This is a genomic window from Lichenihabitans sp. Uapishka_5 (genome assembly GCF_033947565.1).
In the GTDB taxonomy this organism is placed as follows: Bacteria; Pseudomonadota; Alphaproteobacteria; order Rhizobiales; family Beijerinckiaceae; genus Lichenihabitans.
In genome coordinates, this window is record NZ_JARPVX010000020.1 from 1 (window position 1) to 15,808 (window position 15,808).

General features: G+C 66.7%; 15 protein-coding genes and 1 pseudogene. 6 read left to right on the plus strand and 10 right to left on the minus strand.

Annotated elements, in window-relative coordinates; genetic code table 11:
• Nucleotides 1-254, minus strand: a pseudogene (locus P7D22_RS09960) (hypothetical protein); the annotation flags it as partial.
• Entirely contained in the window at nucleotides 251-1,084 is an 834-nt protein-coding gene (locus P7D22_RS09965) for a helix-turn-helix transcriptional regulator (protein ID WP_319934074.1), read from the minus strand. The gene P7D22_RS09965 and the pseudogene P7D22_RS09960, both read right to left, overlap by 4 nt.
• Before the next feature lie 398 nt (nucleotides 1,085-1,482).
• On the opposite strand from P7D22_RS09965, the gene P7D22_RS09970 reads away from it, so the two are divergent.
• Nucleotides 1,483-2,145 carry a hypothetical protein gene (locus P7D22_RS09970; protein WP_319934075.1) on the plus strand — a complete coding sequence of 221 codons (663 nt, stop codon included), beginning with the start codon at nucleotides 1,483-1,485 and terminating at the stop codon, nucleotides 2,143-2,145.
• 140 nt (nucleotides 2,146-2,285) lie between these two features.
• Here P7D22_RS09970 and P7D22_RS09975 read toward each other — a convergent pair whose 3' ends face one another.
• From P7D22_RS09975 to P7D22_RS09990, 4 genes are all read right to left on the minus strand, one after another.
• Nucleotides 2,286-2,684 (minus strand): (R)-mandelonitrile lyase, encoded by a 399-nt coding sequence (locus P7D22_RS09975; protein WP_319934076.1) that lies wholly within the window; start codon nucleotides 2,682-2,684, stop codon nucleotides 2,286-2,288.
• A gap of 11 nt (nucleotides 2,685-2,695) precedes the next feature.
• A complete protein-coding gene (locus P7D22_RS09980; RefSeq protein WP_319934077.1) occupies nucleotides 2,696-3,967 on the minus strand; it encodes a polyhydroxyalkanoate depolymerase in 1,272 nt (423 codons plus the stop codon).
• A gap of 304 nt (nucleotides 3,968-4,271) precedes the next feature.
• Nucleotides 4,272-5,099 (minus strand): ABC transporter permease, encoded by an 828-nt coding sequence (locus P7D22_RS09985; protein ID WP_319934078.1) that lies wholly within the window; start codon nucleotides 5,097-5,099, stop codon nucleotides 4,272-4,274.
• On the minus strand, nucleotides 5,096-5,881 hold the full coding sequence (locus P7D22_RS09990; RefSeq protein WP_319934079.1) for an ABC transporter ATP-binding protein: 786 nt from the start codon (nucleotides 5,879-5,881) through the stop codon (nucleotides 5,096-5,098). The genes P7D22_RS09985 and P7D22_RS09990 overlap by 4 nt, the downstream gene beginning before the upstream one ends.
• Nucleotides 5,882-5,927: 46 nt before the next feature.
• Here P7D22_RS09990 and P7D22_RS09995 point away from each other — a divergent pair, with 46 nt between their 5' ends.
• Nucleotides 5,928-7,304, plus strand: a complete 1,377-nt coding sequence (locus P7D22_RS09995; protein WP_319934080.1) for an ActS/PrrB/RegB family redox-sensitive histidine kinase — start codon at nucleotides 5,928-5,930, stop codon at nucleotides 7,302-7,304.
• A gap of 48 nt (nucleotides 7,305-7,352) precedes the next feature.
• Nucleotides 7,353-7,928, plus strand: coding sequence for an ActR/PrrA/RegA family redox response regulator transcription factor (locus P7D22_RS10000; RefSeq protein WP_319934081.1), 576 nt, complete (start codon nucleotides 7,353-7,355; stop codon nucleotides 7,926-7,928).
• Here the strand turns inward: P7D22_RS10000 and P7D22_RS10005 are convergent, their stop codons facing one another.
• Nucleotides 7,929-8,459, minus strand: a complete 531-nt coding sequence (locus P7D22_RS10005; protein ID WP_319934082.1) for a gamma carbonic anhydrase family protein — start codon at nucleotides 8,457-8,459, stop codon at nucleotides 7,929-7,931.
• A gap of 82 nt (nucleotides 8,460-8,541) precedes the next feature.
• Nucleotides 8,542-9,954, minus strand: a complete 1,413-nt coding sequence (gene fumC / locus P7D22_RS10010) for a class II fumarate hydratase (RefSeq protein WP_319934083.1) — start codon at nucleotides 9,952-9,954, stop codon at nucleotides 8,542-8,544.
• 179 nt (nucleotides 9,955-10,133) lie between these two features.
• Between fumC and P7D22_RS10015 the strand changes: the two genes are divergently transcribed.
• Both P7D22_RS10015 and ligA read left to right on the plus strand, forming a co-directional pair.
• Nucleotides 10,134-11,501: a sugar porter family MFS transporter gene (locus P7D22_RS10015; RefSeq protein ID WP_319934084.1), complete on the plus strand. Its 1,368-nt coding sequence runs from the start codon at nucleotides 10,134-10,136 to the stop codon at nucleotides 11,499-11,501.
• A gap of 92 nt (nucleotides 11,502-11,593) precedes the next feature.
• Nucleotides 11,594-13,696, plus strand: a complete 2,103-nt coding sequence (gene ligA, locus P7D22_RS10020; protein WP_319934085.1) for an NAD-dependent DNA ligase LigA — start codon at nucleotides 11,594-11,596, stop codon at nucleotides 13,694-13,696.
• A gap of 11 nt (nucleotides 13,697-13,707) precedes the next feature.
• Here the strand turns inward: ligA and P7D22_RS10025 are convergent, their stop codons facing one another.
• Nucleotides 13,708-13,965 carry a hypothetical protein gene (locus tag P7D22_RS10025; protein WP_319934086.1) on the minus strand — a complete coding sequence of 86 codons (258 nt, stop codon included), beginning with the start codon at nucleotides 13,963-13,965 and terminating at the stop codon, nucleotides 13,708-13,710.
• A 61-nt stretch (nucleotides 13,966-14,026) separates the two neighbouring features.
• Nucleotides 14,027-14,275, minus strand: a complete 249-nt coding sequence (locus P7D22_RS10030; protein WP_319934087.1) for a hypothetical protein — start codon at nucleotides 14,273-14,275, stop codon at nucleotides 14,027-14,029.
• Between the two features lie 41 nt (nucleotides 14,276-14,316).
• Here P7D22_RS10030 and P7D22_RS10035 point away from each other — a divergent pair, with 41 nt between their 5' ends.
• Complete coding sequence (locus P7D22_RS10035; RefSeq protein WP_319934088.1) at nucleotides 14,317-15,774, plus strand: exopolysaccharide biosynthesis polyprenyl glycosylphosphotransferase; 1,458 nt, start codon at nucleotides 14,317-14,319, stop codon at nucleotides 15,772-15,774.
• Nucleotides 15,775-15,808 lie beyond the last annotated feature (34 nt).

Below are 15,808 nucleotides of genomic sequence, written 5' to 3' on the forward strand. Positions count from 1 at the left end.
ACCCATGGGGCATGGCGGCGCGCGAAGTCCCGCGCGGCCTCGGCAGAGCCGCGCAGCGGCATGGTCAGCACCACGTCGCCGCGCGCCATGCGGACCCGCAGCGTGTAGCGCCGGGCCGAGGCGACGCGGCGCAGGCGGATGCGGTGCACCACCCCGTCGTGCTCGATCTCGAAGCTCGATTCGGCGGCCTCGGCCGGCTTGCGTCCAAAGACGCGTCCGAGAAGGCTTCGCGCCGCGGGGCCAGGCAGCTTCACTCGGCCGCCAGCGCGATCGTGCCGTCGACCAGCCGTTCGATCACCGCCCGATCGGCCTCGGTGGCCGGTTGGTACACCAGCATGCCGAGATCCGGCCGCCCGTCGACCAGGAACGCGGAATATTCGAGCGCGAGCTCGCCCCCGACCGGGTGGCGCAGCCGCTTCACCCCTTCGCCATGGCGGCCGACCTCATTGTCCTGCCATAGGGCTCGGAACTCCGGGCTGCGCTGGCAAAGCTCGTCGACCAGGGGGGCGATCGCGGCATCGGCCCCGGCACGCGCCGCATCGATCCGGAAGGTGCCGACCACGAAGCGCGCCACCGCCTCCCAATCCGCCTGGGCGGCCCGCACCCGGGCGTCGCAGAAGATCATCCGCAGGATGTTGCGCCCGTCCGGCGGCAGGCGGGCATAGTCGGTCAGCACGACTGCTGCGGCGCGGTTCCAGGCCACCACGTCCCAGGTGGCGTTGCGCACGATGGCCGGGCTGTAGGTCAGCGCGTCGAGCACCCGTTGCAGGCGCGGCGTGATCGGGTCGGGGCCCTGGTAGCGCACCTCGGGCGGGTGCCCGAGGCCGAGCAGGAATAGGTGCTCGCGCTCCAGGTCGCTGAGGGTCAGAGCCCGCGCGATGCGGTCGAGCACCTCGGCCGACGGAGGACCGCCGCGGCCTTGTTCCAACCAAGTGTACCAGGTGGCGCTGATGTTGGCCCGCTGCGCCACCTCTTCGCGGCGCAGCCCGGCCGTACGACGCCGCCCCGAAAACCCGAAGCCGACGGGATCGAGCTTCGTACGGCGGTTCCGGAGATAAGCGCCGAGCGAACCATGTTCGGGCATCGGCCCTCCCCCAAGGATTGGGCTCGATCCTAAGCCGCGGCGACCGGCCGGGCAAAGCCCTCGGGCGACCGGTGGCATCTCGGTTGCATTGCTGACGTAGACGGGCGCTGAAGGTGTCTCAGCGCAGGGTACAGCGTCTTCTGCCGTGGGAAATCTGCTGCGGTAGCCTAACCGCACAGGCAAGTTCGGTATTTGGTAGCAAACATACCTAACAAATCCTGCCTTGAGCCGCCCCGTTCAGCCACACTCGGAATATTGCGGCGCTGTCCACAGACCAAAGGGTAGGTGGACAGATCGCTCCATCATCCTGTTCAGTGTACATTCGAATCGAATTGCAGCTTTCTAGCTGGCAACGCAGGATAGATCTGGCGGATTTTTGCTGCCAGGGAGTCGTGAATATGAGGAAGCAGTTTTCGACCGTCTTGGCGGCACTAATCATGATCTGTGCGGGCGCAAGCCGCGCATCGGCGTTTCAATTTAATTTCTTTGGAACTGTCACTTCTGCCCTTGACGGCAGCGGCAACAACGTCCCTTCTTTCGAGAACCAGGCGATCAGCATTATCGTCGATGGTAGCGCACTCGCCTCATCTGGCTCTTCGCAGACGGTTATTGAAACGAGTGACGCAAAAATCTCCATCGGCGCGACGTCGTGTTATATCTACAATGTGTTTCTCGGACTATCTTCCATCACGAACAATGGCTCGATATCCTCGCTAAGCTTCTTCGTTGGTGACAGTAGCGTCGTGTTTGGCTCTTTGCAGGGCCTCGACACCAATCTGACCATTGATGTTGCGTCATCGCTGTCCAATATTCCTCTGAACCCTGAAGAAAGCTTTGGTCCGATCAGTGTTTCTGGCGGCGGGCTCTTCGAGTCGCAAGATGCAGGCTTGGATCCTCCTGGCGGCTTCAATATTCGCTTCAGGGTCGACAAGCTCTCGGGTAGTGGCACCCTTTCGGCAGTCCCGCTCCCCTCATCCCTTCCATTGTTTGGGGCTGCTCTTCTGGCGCTCGGTGGGATTGGCTACGGAGCGAAGCGCAAGAAGGCTGCCGCTACGGCCTGATCCACTCTAACAGGTCGACCAGAGCGCCCGTGGCTCATGCCGCGGGCAGCTTCAACTTGCCAGAAGCAGACGTTCTGAAAGTCCGCAAAGCGCTGAACGTCGAAGTCGACCGTCACACCGGGAAACATGCCCGGCTGGCCCTAGCGAGAGCCATACTGAGCATCGGTGACGTGCTCCAGCCAATCCACCGGCGAGCCGTTCAGCTTTTCCTGAATGGCGATGTGGCTCATGGCGGTGGTCGGGCCGGCCCCGTGCCAATGCTTTTCGCCCGGGGGGAACCAGACCACGTCGCCGGGGCGGATTTCCTCGATGGGGCCGCCGTCACGCTGCACGAGCCCGAGGCCGGCCGTGACCATCAGGGTCTGGCCGAGCGGATGGGTGTGCCAGGCCGTGCGGGCTCCGGGCTCGAAGGTCACCAAGGCACCTGCCACGCGGGCGGGCTCGGGCGGCGCGAACAGCGGGTCGATCCGCACCGTGCCGGTGAACCATTCGGCCGGGCCTCGCCCCGACGGCTGCGCGCCGCTGCGCCTGATCTCCATGGGGTTCTCCTTCAGCCGGCCAAGCGGTCGGGCGCGCGGCGTGCGTCGATGCCGCGGGTGAAATCGACGATGAGCGGCACCACGCCGGCACGGAAACGCGAGCCGTTGAAGACGCCGTAATGGCCGACGCCCATCTGCACGTGATGGCGCTTCATCGCGGCCGGGATGTTGGCGCAAAGGTCCTGCGCGGCCTCGGTCTGGCCCAGCCCCGAAATGTCGTCGCGCTCACCCTCGATGGTCAGCAGCCCAACGTTTCGGATGGCGCCGGGGTCGACCGGCGCGCCGCGGTGGGTCATCTCGCCCTTGGCCAGCGATTGCCGCACGAAGACGGTTTCGATGGTCTGCATGTAGAATTCCGCCGTCAGATCCATCACGGCGAGGTATTCGTCATAGAACTCGCGGTGCTTCTCGGCCGAGTCGCCGTCGCCCTGTACCAGGTAGTTGAACATGTCGGTATGGGCCGTGACGTGGCGGTCCATGTTCATGGCCATGAAGCCCGACAGCTGCAGGAACCCGGGGTAGACCGAGCGCCCGGCCCCCGGATAGGGCAGCGGCACCGTGCGCAGGCAGTTCTCGCGGAACCACTCGGTGCCCCGCTCCTGGGCGAGCTTGTTGACGGCCGTCGGGGCGCGACGCGTGTCGATGGGGCCGCCCATCAGGGTCATCGAGGCGGGGGCCAGCGGATCGCGCTCGGCTTCCATGCGGGCCACGGCGGCCAGCAGTGGCACGGCGGGCTGGCAGACCCCGAGGGTGTGGACGGGGGTCGCGGGCGACCGCTCACCGAGCGCACGGCACATCGCCATCAGGTCGTCGATGTAATCGTCGAGGTCGAAGCGGCCCGCCGCCTGCGGCACCATGCGGGCGTCGGACCAATCGGTGATGTAGACGTCGTAGAACGGCAGGAAGGCTTCGGCGGTGCCGCGCAGCAGCGTCGCGTAATGGCCCGACATGGGGGCCACGATGAGCAGCTTCGCCTGCGGAAGGCGACCTTCGAGCCCGTCGCGGCGGAACCGCACCAGGCGGCAGAACGGCCGCTGCCACACGGTTTCTTCCTGCACCGCGACTTCGCGGCCTTCCACCGTCGTCTGGGTGAAGCCGAACACCGGCTTGCCATAGCGGCGCGTCATGCGCTCGAACAGCTCGGCCGAGGCCGCGAGGTTGCGGCCGAAGGGGGTATAGGAGGCCGGGTTCAGGGGGTTCTTGAACCACGCGCATGTGGCGTCCGAAACGAGCCGCGCCGGCATCAGCGCCAGATGGGCCATCTCGTACATCTGATAAGACATTTGCATCGAACCCGGCTTCCCCGTGCAGAAATGCCGCATCGGACGCCGTTGAGGACGGCCGCACGGCTGCGCGCATCCGTGCCATGCTGCACAGCACAATATAGGACCGAGCGCCGCGTCGCACAATCGCGCGGCCTGGCGGCCTGCTTAGGGTTCATCGCGTTCGGCCGGATCAAGACCCAGCCACCCTCTTCCGTCGTTGCGAGGCGACGCAGTCGCCGCGGCAATCCAGGCAGCGCCGGGTTCTGGTTTGCTTCGCTTCGCTCCCAATGACGGAGGGCGAGGCCGGCTAGCCGCGCTCGCCTCATTCCCCCGACTGCAGCAGGGTGCCGCGCCGCTTGGCGCTGTCGAGCAGCGCCAGAAACGCCATGAGGCCACCAAGGAACAGAACCGCGTTGATGCCGAATGCCATGGCCATGTCGGAGACCGACACATGGTGCTGGCTGACCAGCATCCGCAATCCCTCGAACACATAGGTGGGCGGCAAGGCCAGTGCGACCGGCTGCAGCCAGCCGGGCAGCACCGACACCGGGTAATAGACGCAGGTGAGCGGCAGCAGCAGGAACATCAGGCTCCAGGCGAGCGCCTCGGCACCGAGCCCGTTGCGCAGCAGCAGCCCGGCCACCAGCAGCCCCACGGCCCAGCCCGTGAGCAGCAGGTTGGCGAAGAAGACCCCCACCGCGAAGCCGAGCCCCCACAGGTTGAAGCCGAAGAACCACACCGCCATGGCGGTGACGGGCACGATCGCGATGGCGAGCCGCAGCGTGCTCATCACGATCAAGGCGGCCACGAGCTCGAGCGGACGCAGCGGGCTCATCATCAGGTTGCCGACGTTGCGCGAATAGAGTTCTTCGAGAAACGACATCGAGAAGCCGAGCTGGCCGCGGAACAGGATGTCCCACAACATCACGGCGCCGATCAGGGCGCCGGCCCCGACCGCCACCGGTCCGCCGGCCCCGGCTTTCGACACATAGGTCTGCAGAAACCCCCAGGTGACCATCTGCACGGTCGGCCAATAGATGAGGTCGAGTACCCGCGGCCAGGACGAGCGCAGCAGGTAGGTGTAGCGCAGCACCATGGCTCCGACCCGGGCGGCCGAGAAGCCGCCGCGCACTTCGTCGAACATGCTCATTGGGCGGCATCCCGCTGTGGCGCCCCACCCCGCACCACGTCGAGGAACACGGCCTCGAGGTCGTTTCGACCGAAACGGCGCAACAGCGCCTCAGGGGTGCCATCGGCGACGATGCGTCCCGCCTGCAGGAAGACGATGCGGTCGCACAACCGTTCCACCTCGTTCATGTTGTGGGACGCCAGCAGAATGGTGGCGCCGCGCCGCTGCCGGTAGGCTTCGATATGGGCGCGGATCCAGTCGGCCGTGTCGGGATCGAGCGAGGCGGTCGGCTCGTCGAGCAACAACAGTTCGGGCTCGTTGATCAGCGCCTTGGCGAGCGCCACCCGGGTCTTCTGGCCAGCCGACAACTGGCCGGACGCGCGATCCACGAAGGCCCCGAGCGCCAGATCCTCGACCAGCGCCGCGATGCGGTCCCGAGCTTGCGGAACGCCGTAGAGCTTGGCGAAGACCGTCAGGTTCTGCCGCACCGTCAGGCGATGTGGCAGGTCGACATAGGGGCTCTCGAAATTGATGCGGCCCAACACCTTGTGCCGGTCGCGCGCCATGTCGGCGCCGAGCACCCGCACGCTGCCGGAGCTCGGCAGCACCAGGCCCATGATCATGCCGATTGTGGTGGTCTTGCCGGCGCCGTTGCCGCCCAGCAGCCCGGTGACGGAACCTTGCGGGATGGTCAGCGACAGGTCCGACACGGCCGCCTTGCCGGCGAACAGCTTGCTGACACCCGTCAGCGCGATGGCCGGCACGGGACGACCCGTCACGCTTTGCAAATCATCCGGCTGCATTATTCCACTTCCCTACCGCCCCGCTCCGGGAGCCAAGGATCAACGCGTGGCCTCGCATCTCACCACCGCCCTCGGCAAGCCGCCGCGCCATGTCCGGGCCGCCACCATGATGGGGCTGCGCTGGCTGGCCATCGGCGGTCAGCTGCTGGCCGTACTGGTGACGGCCTTCGGCCTCCGCTTCACGCTGCCGCTGGTGCTCTGCCTGCTGGTGATCGCCGCCTCGGTCGCGCTCAACATCGTGCTCCGCCTGAAGGTGCCGCTCACCCATCGATTCGAGGACCAGGACGCCACGCTGCTGCTCGCCTACGACATCGTGCAGCTGACCCTACTCCTCTACCTGACGGGCGGCCTCGGCAATCCGTTTTCCATGTTGTTCCTCGGGCCGCTGATGATTTCGGCCGTGTCGCTGTCGCCGTCGCGCACCCTGTTGCTGGGGCTGTTGACCGGCGCCGCCGCGACCCTGCTGGTGCGGGTTCACCAGCCGCTGCCCTGGATGCCGGGCCAGCACCTCGACATGCCGCCGGTGTTCAGCCTCGGTACCTGGATGGCGGTGGTGATCGGCGCCGGCTTCGTGGGCCTTTACGCCTCGCGGGTGGCCGAGGAAGCCCGCCAGCTCGCCGACGCGCTGGCCGCGACCGAGCTGGTGCTGGCCCGCGAGCAACATCTGACGCAGTTGGACGGCCTCGCGGCCGCGGCCGCGCACGAGCTCGGAACCCCGCTGGCCACCATCACGCTGGTGATCAAGGAGTTGATGCGCGGCGCAGCGCAGCCGGGCGGCCTCGAGCCGCAGGTGCTGCGCGACGATCTGGCGCTGCTCGACCAGGAAAGCAGCCGTTGCCGGGTGATCCTGGGCAAGCTCACCTCGCTCAACGACGAAAAGGACGGCCCGTTGGAACGCATGGCCTTGTCGCACCTGATCGAGGAGGTGATCAGCCCGCATCGTCACTTCGGCGTCGCGCTGTCGGTGGTGCGGGAGGGCCAGGGCGGCGAACCGGTCTGCGCCCGCAACCCCGGCCTCCTGTATGGCCTCGGCAACCTCGTCGAGAACGCCATCGATTATGCCCGGGCCGGCGTGGTGATCGAGAGCCGGTGGGATGCGTCGAACGTCGGCGTCACCATCACGGACGACGGTCCCGGCTTCTCACCCGATGTTCTGGCCCGCCTCGGCGAACCTTATCTCAGCTCGAAGGGCCAGGACCGGCGCGCCAAGACGGAAGACGGCTCAGGCCTCGGGCTCGGGTTGTTCATCGCCAAGACGTTGTTGGAACGCTCGGGCGCCAGCCTCGATATCCGAAACGCGTCGGCACCCGCCACCGGCGCCATCGTGGCGATCGACTGGCCGCGCGAAGCGTTCGAGCGGGACGGCGCCCTGCCGACGCCGACCGGCCGGTATGTGGCGCTTCAAGCCCTTCAGGGGCTTTGATTTCCCACGTCCGAGCCCCACTTGAGGATGCAACAGCGGAGTTCCATCATGAGTCTGGTTCAAGAAACCCCACCCCCGTCCCCGGCACCCGCCATCGGGGCCGATCCGAGCCTGCTGATCGTCGATGACGACAAGCCCTTCTTGTCGCGGCTGGCCCGCGCCATGGACCAGCGCGGCTTCAAGGTGGAGACCGCCGAGTCGGTCGCCGAAGGCCTCGAGCACATCGCCACCAAGGCGCCCGCCTATGCGGTAATCGACATGCGGCTCGGCGACGGCAACGGGCTCGACGTCATCTCGGAACTGAAGGCCAAGCGCCCCGATGCCCGGGGCATCATCCTCACGGGTTACGGCAACATCGTCACGGCCGTCACGGCGGTGAAGCTCGGCGCCTTCGATTATCTGGCCAAGCCTGCCGACGCCGACGAGATCTTCTCGGCCCTGATGGCGACCCGTCACGACAAGGCCGAACTGCCCGAGAATCCGATGTCGGCCGACCGCGTGCGGTGGGAACACATCCAGCGCATCTATGAGCTTTGCGGCCGCAACGTTTCGGAAACGGCGCGGCGGCTCAACATGCACCGGCGGACGTTGCAGCGCATCCTGGCCAAGCGCGCCCCGCGCTGATCAGTCGAGCCGGCGCAAGTCGTCGGCGAAGCGACGCCAAGCCGCGACATAATGCGCGGCAGACCGCCGCAGACCTTCGATCGCTGCGTCGTCGAGCCGCCGAACCAGCTTGGCTGGTGCGCCGACGATGAGCGAGTGATCCGGAAAGCTCTTGGCCTCGGTCAACAGGGCCCCGGCCCCGACGATCGATCCGGCGCCGATGCGGGCGCCGTTCATTACCGTCGCGCCCATGCCGATCAGCACGTCGTCGCCGATCGTGCAGCCGTGCAGGATGGCGCGGTGGCCGACCGTGCAGCCCCGCCCGACCGTGAGCGGGAAGCCCAGATCGGTGTGGCACAGCACGTGTTCCTGCAGGTTGGTGTCGGGGCCGATCGCGATGGCTTCGTTGTCACCCCGCAGCACGGCGCCGAACCACACCCCGACGCCCGGCGCCAGACTGACGGCGCCGATCACATGGGCATCGGGCGCGATCCAGAAGCTGCCGGTCGCCGGCAGTTCGGGTTCGGTGGTCCCCAGTCGGTAGACAGGCATCGCGGCGCTCCCTTCCAGGCTCAAACCAGCTTCGGCGACGAACGCCCGACCTTGCCCGGCAGGGAAGCGCCGGGCCTGAGCGTCACACCGCCAGCGGATGTGTCATGTCGGCCGGCACTACCCAGCGGTCGAACTCTTCCTCGGTGACGTGACCGAGCGCCAGCGCCGCAGCCTTGAGGCTAGTGCCTTCGCGGTGGGCCTTGAGGGCGATCTTGGCCGACTTTTCATAGCCGATATGTGGGTTCAGCGCCGTCACGACCATCAGCGAGCCAGCGAGATTGTCGGCGATCCTGGCGCGGTTCGGCTCGATGCCCGTGGCGCAGAACCGGTCGAAGGCGCGGCAGGCATCCGAGATCAGCATGGTGGATTCGAGCACGTTATGCAGCATCACGGGCTTGAACACGTTGAGCTGGAAATTGCCTTGGCTGGCGCCGAACGCCACGGCGGCGTCGTTGCCGTAGACCTGCACCGCCACCATGGTCATGGCCTCGCATTGCGTCGGATTGATCTTGCCCGGCATGATGGAGGAGCCGGGCTCGTTCTCCGGGATGGAGATTTCCCCAAAGCCCGCCCGCGGCCCGCAGGCATACCAGCGAATGTCGTTGGCGATCTTCATCAGGGCGCCGGCCAGCGTCCGGATGGTGCCGCTGGTGGTCGCCACCGCGTCATGGGCCGACAGGGCCGCGAATTTGTTGGGCGCGGAGATGAAGGCGTGGCCGGTTTCGGCCGCGATACGGGCGGCCGTCGCATCACCGAACTTCGGATGGGCGTTGATGCCGGTGCCGACAGCCGTACCACCGATGGCCAGCGAATAAAGCCCCGGCAGCGTCAGCCGAATGGCCGCGAGCGCCTCGTCGAGCTGCGCCACCCAGCCTGAGAACACCTGGCCGAGCGTTACCGGCGTCGCGTCCTGCAGGTGGGTGCGGCCCACCATGACGACATCGGTGAAGTCGCGCGCCTTACGGTCGAGCGTGTCGCGCAGCTGCGTCACGGCCGGGAACAGGTCCCGGTCGATCTCTTCCACGATGGCAATGTGCATCGCGGTCGGGAAGGTGTCGTTCGAGGACTGGCCGCGGTTGACGTGGTCGTTCGGGTTGACCGGCGTCTTCGAGCCCAGCACCCCGCCTGCGTTGCGGATCGCGAGATTGGCGATCACCTCGTTGGAATTCATGTTGCTTTGCGTGCCGGAACCCGTCTGGAACACCACCAACGGGAACTCGGCATCGACGTCGCCGTCGATGACGCTTTCGGCGGCGGCCACGATCATCGCCACGATGTCGGCCGGCAACTGCCCGAGTTCGCCATTGGCCAGGGCCGCGCTCTTCTTCAGGATGCCGAAGGCGCGGATCACCGGACGCCGCCACACGAAGGTTTCGGTGCCGATCGGGAAGCATTCGATGGAGCGCTGCGTTTGCGCGCCCCACAGGTGGTCGGCCGGCACCTGGATCTCGCCGAGCGAATCCTTTTCGACCCGCATGCCCGTGTGTTGTTCCATCGTGAACCCCGTGTCGCGCGCCTTTGCGCCGTGCGTCCCCGCGCCGCGCTGGCCGGTTTAGCCCGATGTGCGGTCGCGATCCACCTCAAGGGCGGCGCATCGGAACAATCGCTGCGCCGGCTCCATTCGTCTCGACACGGCTTCGCCTCTCGTCACCGCCCAACAGGGAGCCATCGCCCATGCATGCCAGCCTCATCGCCGCCACGGCCGCGCTCGGCGGCCTCTTGTTCGGCTATGACACCGGCGTCATCTCGGGGGCGCTGCTGTTCCTGCGTGAGGCGTTCCAGCTGTCGCCCTTCATGCAGGGCGTGGTGACCAGCATCGCGCTCGCGGGCGCGGCCTTCGGGGCCGCCTTCGCGGGCGACCTCGCCGACCGTTTCGGCCGTCGCCCCGTCATCCTGGCGACGGCGCTGATCTTCGTTCTCGGCTCGATCGTTTCGGCCCTGGCACCCAGCCTGACGGTGTTGCTTATCGGCCGTTTGCTGGTCGGTTTCGGCATCGGCGTGTCGTCCATGCTGTCGCCGCTCTACCTCGCGGAAACCGCACCGGCTGAAACGCGCGGCGCCATGGTGTCGCTCAACCAGCTGATGATCACGGTCGGCATCGTGGTGTCGTATCTCGTGGGCTACGCCTTTGCCTCGAGCGGCGGCTGGCGCTGGATGCTGGGGCTCGGCGCCCTGCCGGGCTTCGTGCTGGCGGGCGGCATGCTGGCCCTGCCGGAATCGCCGCGCTGGCTCGCCGGCCATGGCCACATCGCCGACGCCCGAGTGGCCTTGAAGGCCCTGCGCGGCTCCTACGAGCGGGCCGACGAGATCGATGCCGAGCTGGCCCAGATGCAGACCGACCTCGCCCGCGAGGGCCGGGTCGAGCGCAAGGGCGCGCAGGTCTCGGTGTTCAGCCCGTCCGTACGCATGCCGCTGATCGTCGGCGTCGGCCTCGCGGCCTTCCAGCAGGTGACCGGGATCAATACGGTCATCTATTTTGCGCCCACCATCTTCCAGGCCGCCGGATTGTCTTCGGCCTCGGCCTCCATCCTGGCGACGGCCGGGGTCGGGGCGGTCAACGTGCTGATGACGCTGGTGGCGATCCGGTTGATTGACGTGGTCGGCCGCCGGGTGCTGCTGCTGGTCGGGATGGCCGGCATGGCGGCGAGCTTGTTTGCGCTGGCGGGCGCCTTCATGATCGCCTCGGGGTCAGGCCTCGTCGGCTGGCTGACGGCCGCGAGCCTTACGGCCTATGTGGCGTTCTTCGCGATCGGGCTCGGGCCGGTGTTCTGGCTGCTGATCTCCGAAATCTTCCCGATGGCGGTGCGCGGCCGCGGCATGAGCATGGCCACGGTGGCCAATTGGGCCTTCAACCTGCTGGTCGCCCTCACCTTCCTCAGCATCGTCAGCGCGCTCGGGCAATCGGCAGCCTTTCTGATCTATGGCGTGCTGACCATCGGCGCCTTCGCGTTCACCTGGCGCCTGGTGCCCGAGACCAAGGGCCGCAGCCTCGAAGACATCCAGGCCGCCTGGGGCCAGGGTGCCGCAGCGCCGGCCGAATGAGGCAGCGTTAACGCAACCCTATCGACCATGCAGGCACCCTGCGGATCGATCCCGAGCCCATCAGGCTCGGCCACGAACCGCATGGGCCCGACATGCCGACCACCGCGAAACCCCTGACCGAGCGTCGCGCCCGCACCGAACACGCGCGGCTCGCGGCCTCCATCAAGGCGCATGACATCGCCTATCACGGCCATGACGCCCCGACGGTCTCGGACGCCGAGTATGATGGGCTGCGCCGGCGCCTGGGTGAGCTCGAGGCAGCCTTTCCGGCCCTCGCCGCGCCCGCGGGTCCGAGCGACAGCGTGGGGGCGGCGCCGTCGGAAAAGTTCCGGCACGTGCGGCACAAGGTGCCGATGTTGTCGCTAGGCAACGTCTTCGCCGAAGCGGAGGTGGGCGAGTTCGCGGCCCGGGTGCGCCGCTTCCTCGGCCTGCCGACCGAAGCGCCGTTGCCCGTGATGGCGGAACCGAAGATCGACGGCCTGTCCTGCGCGCTGCGCTACGAGGCGGGGCGGCTGGTGCTGGCTCTGACGCGCGGCGACGGCCACGAGGGCGAGGACGTGACGGCCAACATCCGCACCCTCGACGCGGTGCCTAAGCATCTCAGCGGTGACGACGTGCCGGCCGTCTGCGAGGTGCGGGGCGAGGTCTATATGACGAAGCCCGATTTCGCGGCCCTCAACCGCCGCCAGGCCGAGGCCGGCAAACCCGTTTTCGCCAACCCGCGCAACGCGGCCGCGGGTTCGTTGCGCCAGCTCGATCCCCAGGTCACGGCCGGCCGTTCCTTGAGCTTCTTCGCCTATGCCTGGGGAGAGCTGTCGGCCCTGCCGGCCGCGACCCACAGCGGCATGATCGCCACCTTTGCCCGCTGGGGCCTGCCCACCAATCCACTGGCGAAGCTTTGCGCCGACGCGGATGACCTCATCGCTCATTATCGATCCGTCGAGGCCGGCCGGGCCGCCCTGCCCTATGACATCGACGGCGTCGTCTACAAGGTGGACGACCTCGCCTATCAGGCCCGCCTCGGCTTCGTGTCACGAGCGCCGCGCTGGGCCGTGGCCCACAAATTTCCGGCCGAACGTGCCACCACGCGCCTGCTGGCGATCGACGTCCAGGTCGGCCGCACGGGTTCGCTGACGCCCGTGGCGCGGCTCGAACCCGTGACGGTCGGCGGCGTCGTGGTGACCAACGCGACGCTGCACAATGAGGACGAGATTGCCCGCAAAGACGTGCGGGTGGGCGACCGCGTGGCGGTGCAGCGCGCCGGCGACGTCATCCCCCAGATCCTCGGCCCCGTGCTGGACCCCGTCGCGCCGCGAGGCGAGCCTTACGTGTTTCCCGACCATTGTCCGGCCTGCGGTTCGGCCGCGATCCGCGAGGTCGACGCCAAGGGCGAGGTCGACGTGGTGCGGCGCTGCACCGGGGGCCTCGTCTGCCCGGCCCAGGCGGTCGAGCGCCTGAAACATTTCTGTTCGCGACTTGCTTTCGACATCGAGGGGCTCGGCGACAAGCAGATCGAGAGCTTCTATGGCGACGGCCTGATCCACGCGCCGGCCGACATCTTTACGCTCGCGGCGCGCGACAAGCGCAGCTTGAAGAAGATCGCCGATCGGGAAGGCTACGGCGCCACCTCGGTGCGTAATCTCTTCGCGGCCATCGAGGCCCGTCGAAGCGTGCCGATGAACCGCGTGCTGTTCGGCCTCGGCATCCGCCATGTCGGGGAAACCAACGCCCGACGCCTGGCGCGGCATTTCCCCAGCATGGAGGCGCTCCGCCAGATCGCGGAAGCGGCCGGCGAGCCGGCGTCCGAGGCGCGGGCCGAGTTGCAAGCCATCGAGGGCCTGGGCGATGTGGTGGCCGAGGCCCTGGCGGACTTTTTCGGGGAAGCCCACAATCGCGCTGCCGTGGAGGCCCTGCTAACGGAGATCACGGTCGAGCCCATGGAAGCCATAGCCTCGTCGAGCCCGGTGGCCGGCAAGGTGATCGTCTTCACGGGGGGGCTCGAGCGCATGACGCGCGACGAAGCAAAGGCCAGGGCCGAGAGCCTGGGCGCCAAGGTGGCCGGCACGGTCTCACGCAAGACCGATATCGTGGTGGCGGGCCCCGGGTCAGGCTCGAAGGAAACCAAGGCCCGCGAACTCGGCCTGATGGTGATCGACGAAGCCGCGTGGCTGGAACTGGCCGGTGCCGGTGCCTGAGCCTGCGGCCATCAAGCTTGCAGAGTATGGCGGCCCGGCAGGCGGCGGACCGGCAACGGACAAACAACCGCCAAGGCATAACCGACCTGCAGCACGACGCTGAACAGGAGGAAGCCCCAACAGGCCGTTCCGACGCCACAATGGCCCGTCAACGCAAACACAACAGCGCCGGCCAGGGCCGCAGCCTCCAACGGCACCACGACGGCCACGCGAAACCGAAGCCCTGCAAGGTAACCGAGCACAAAAGCCAACACACCGAACAGCGCCATGGAAAGCTCCTCCGCGATCGGTTTTACGCGTGGCGGCCTAAGCGCCTGTTCCGGAGAAGGCTCAAATGTGAAGCAACCGGAGCGATTGTGCTGGGAAACCCGCCTGCTTCCGCAATTCGGACGCTTGTCTCACGACGTTGTGATCCTTGCCCGATTTCGCATTGCGACGTCGCTTTGCCTGCATTGCAGCAATCAATTCAATGCCGAATGTTTGGTTAATCTTATCCAGCATGGCTGCCCCGCTGACCAGGATTAAGCAAGTTGCGCCGATGCGGTTGTTTTTGCCGCGTCGCAGCGTTAAAAATTGCATAAGTTTTCTTGGGCCATTCGAGTGATGGAGCGTCCTGCCTGATGAGCCAACGATCGATTGCCCTCGGGGCCAATGACAAGTCGGAGGTGTCCGACTGGCCCACGGGGCTGCAGCTCTCGTATCGCTCGCTGGGCGTGCTGGTGAGCTTGACCGAGATGATCGGCATCATCCTCTGCAGCATCGGCGGTGAGGCGATCTTCGACGGCATGTCGGGTCGTCCGGCGATGACCATGGATGTCACCATGGGCATCGGCACCGTGGCGAGCTTGATCTATGTGGCGCTCGGCAAGGCACGCGGCCTTTACCGTTTTCAGGCGCTCTACAAGCCAAGCCGGTACTTCAACCAGGTGTTCACCACCTGTGGCGTCGTGGTTTTGGGCGTGACCGGGGCGTTGTTCCTGCTCAAGGCCGGCCAGGATATGTCCAGGGGCACGTGGTTGTGCTTCGGACCCCTGATGGTTGCGTCCTGCTACGGCATCCGTCTTGGCGCCGGCAACATCGTGACGAGCTTGTTGCGGCGCGATGCCGTGATCGGACGCCGCGCCTTTCTGCTGGGCGAAACCGAGGAACTGGCGCGCGTCACCCCGAACTATCTGCTGCAGCAGTTCGGTCTGCGCGAAGTGGGGCGCGCTTCGCTCGACAAGGGCAATCCCGGCACGGTGGGCCTCGACGATGCCCGCATGGCCGATGCTCTGGAACAGGCCCGGGCCTCAAAGGCAAAGGAATTCATCGTCGTCGCCAAATGGGACTCGAACGAGCGTCTGAACGCGATCGAGGAATGCTTCCGCGTGTCGCCGCTGCCGGTTCGCTTGCTGCCGAACCATGTGTTCCGGTCGGTGGTGCATCGTCATGGCCCGCATGAAAGCTGCGCCGTTCACCTGATCGACCTGCAGCGCTCGCCCATGAGCCTCGGCGAGCTGGTGGCCAAGCGGGCGCTCGACGTGCTCGGCGCGGGCTTCGCCATCATGCTGCTGTTGCCGGTGTTCCTCATCACGGCGGCGGCTATCAAGTTCGACAGCGTCGGGCCGATCATCTTCCGTCAGCGCCGCAACGGCTTCAACCAGGACCAGTTCGTCATCTATAAATTCCGCACCATGACGGTGATGGAAGACGACGAGAAGGTCGTGCAGGCGCGCCGTGGCGACAAGCGCGTGACGCGAGTCGGGTCGTTCCTGCGCCGCAGCAGCGTCGACGAGCTGCCGCAGCTGTTCAACGTGTTGAAGGGCGACATGTCGATGGTCGGCCCTCGCCCCCATGCTCTGGCGCATGATCGGGAATATGGTGTGCTGATCGGCGACTATTACCGTCGGCACCACGTCAAGCCCGGCATCACGGGCTGGGCTCAGGTGCACGGTTTTCGGGGCGAGACCGCCCACACGGATCAGATGCGCCGACGCATCGACCTCGATGTCTGGTACATCAACAATTGGTCGTTGCTCACCGATATCCGCATTCTGGTGCGGACCTTCTTCACGGTGATGAAGCACGACGCCTACTGAAGGCTGCGGCTTCGGTGATCCAACGAAAACCCTC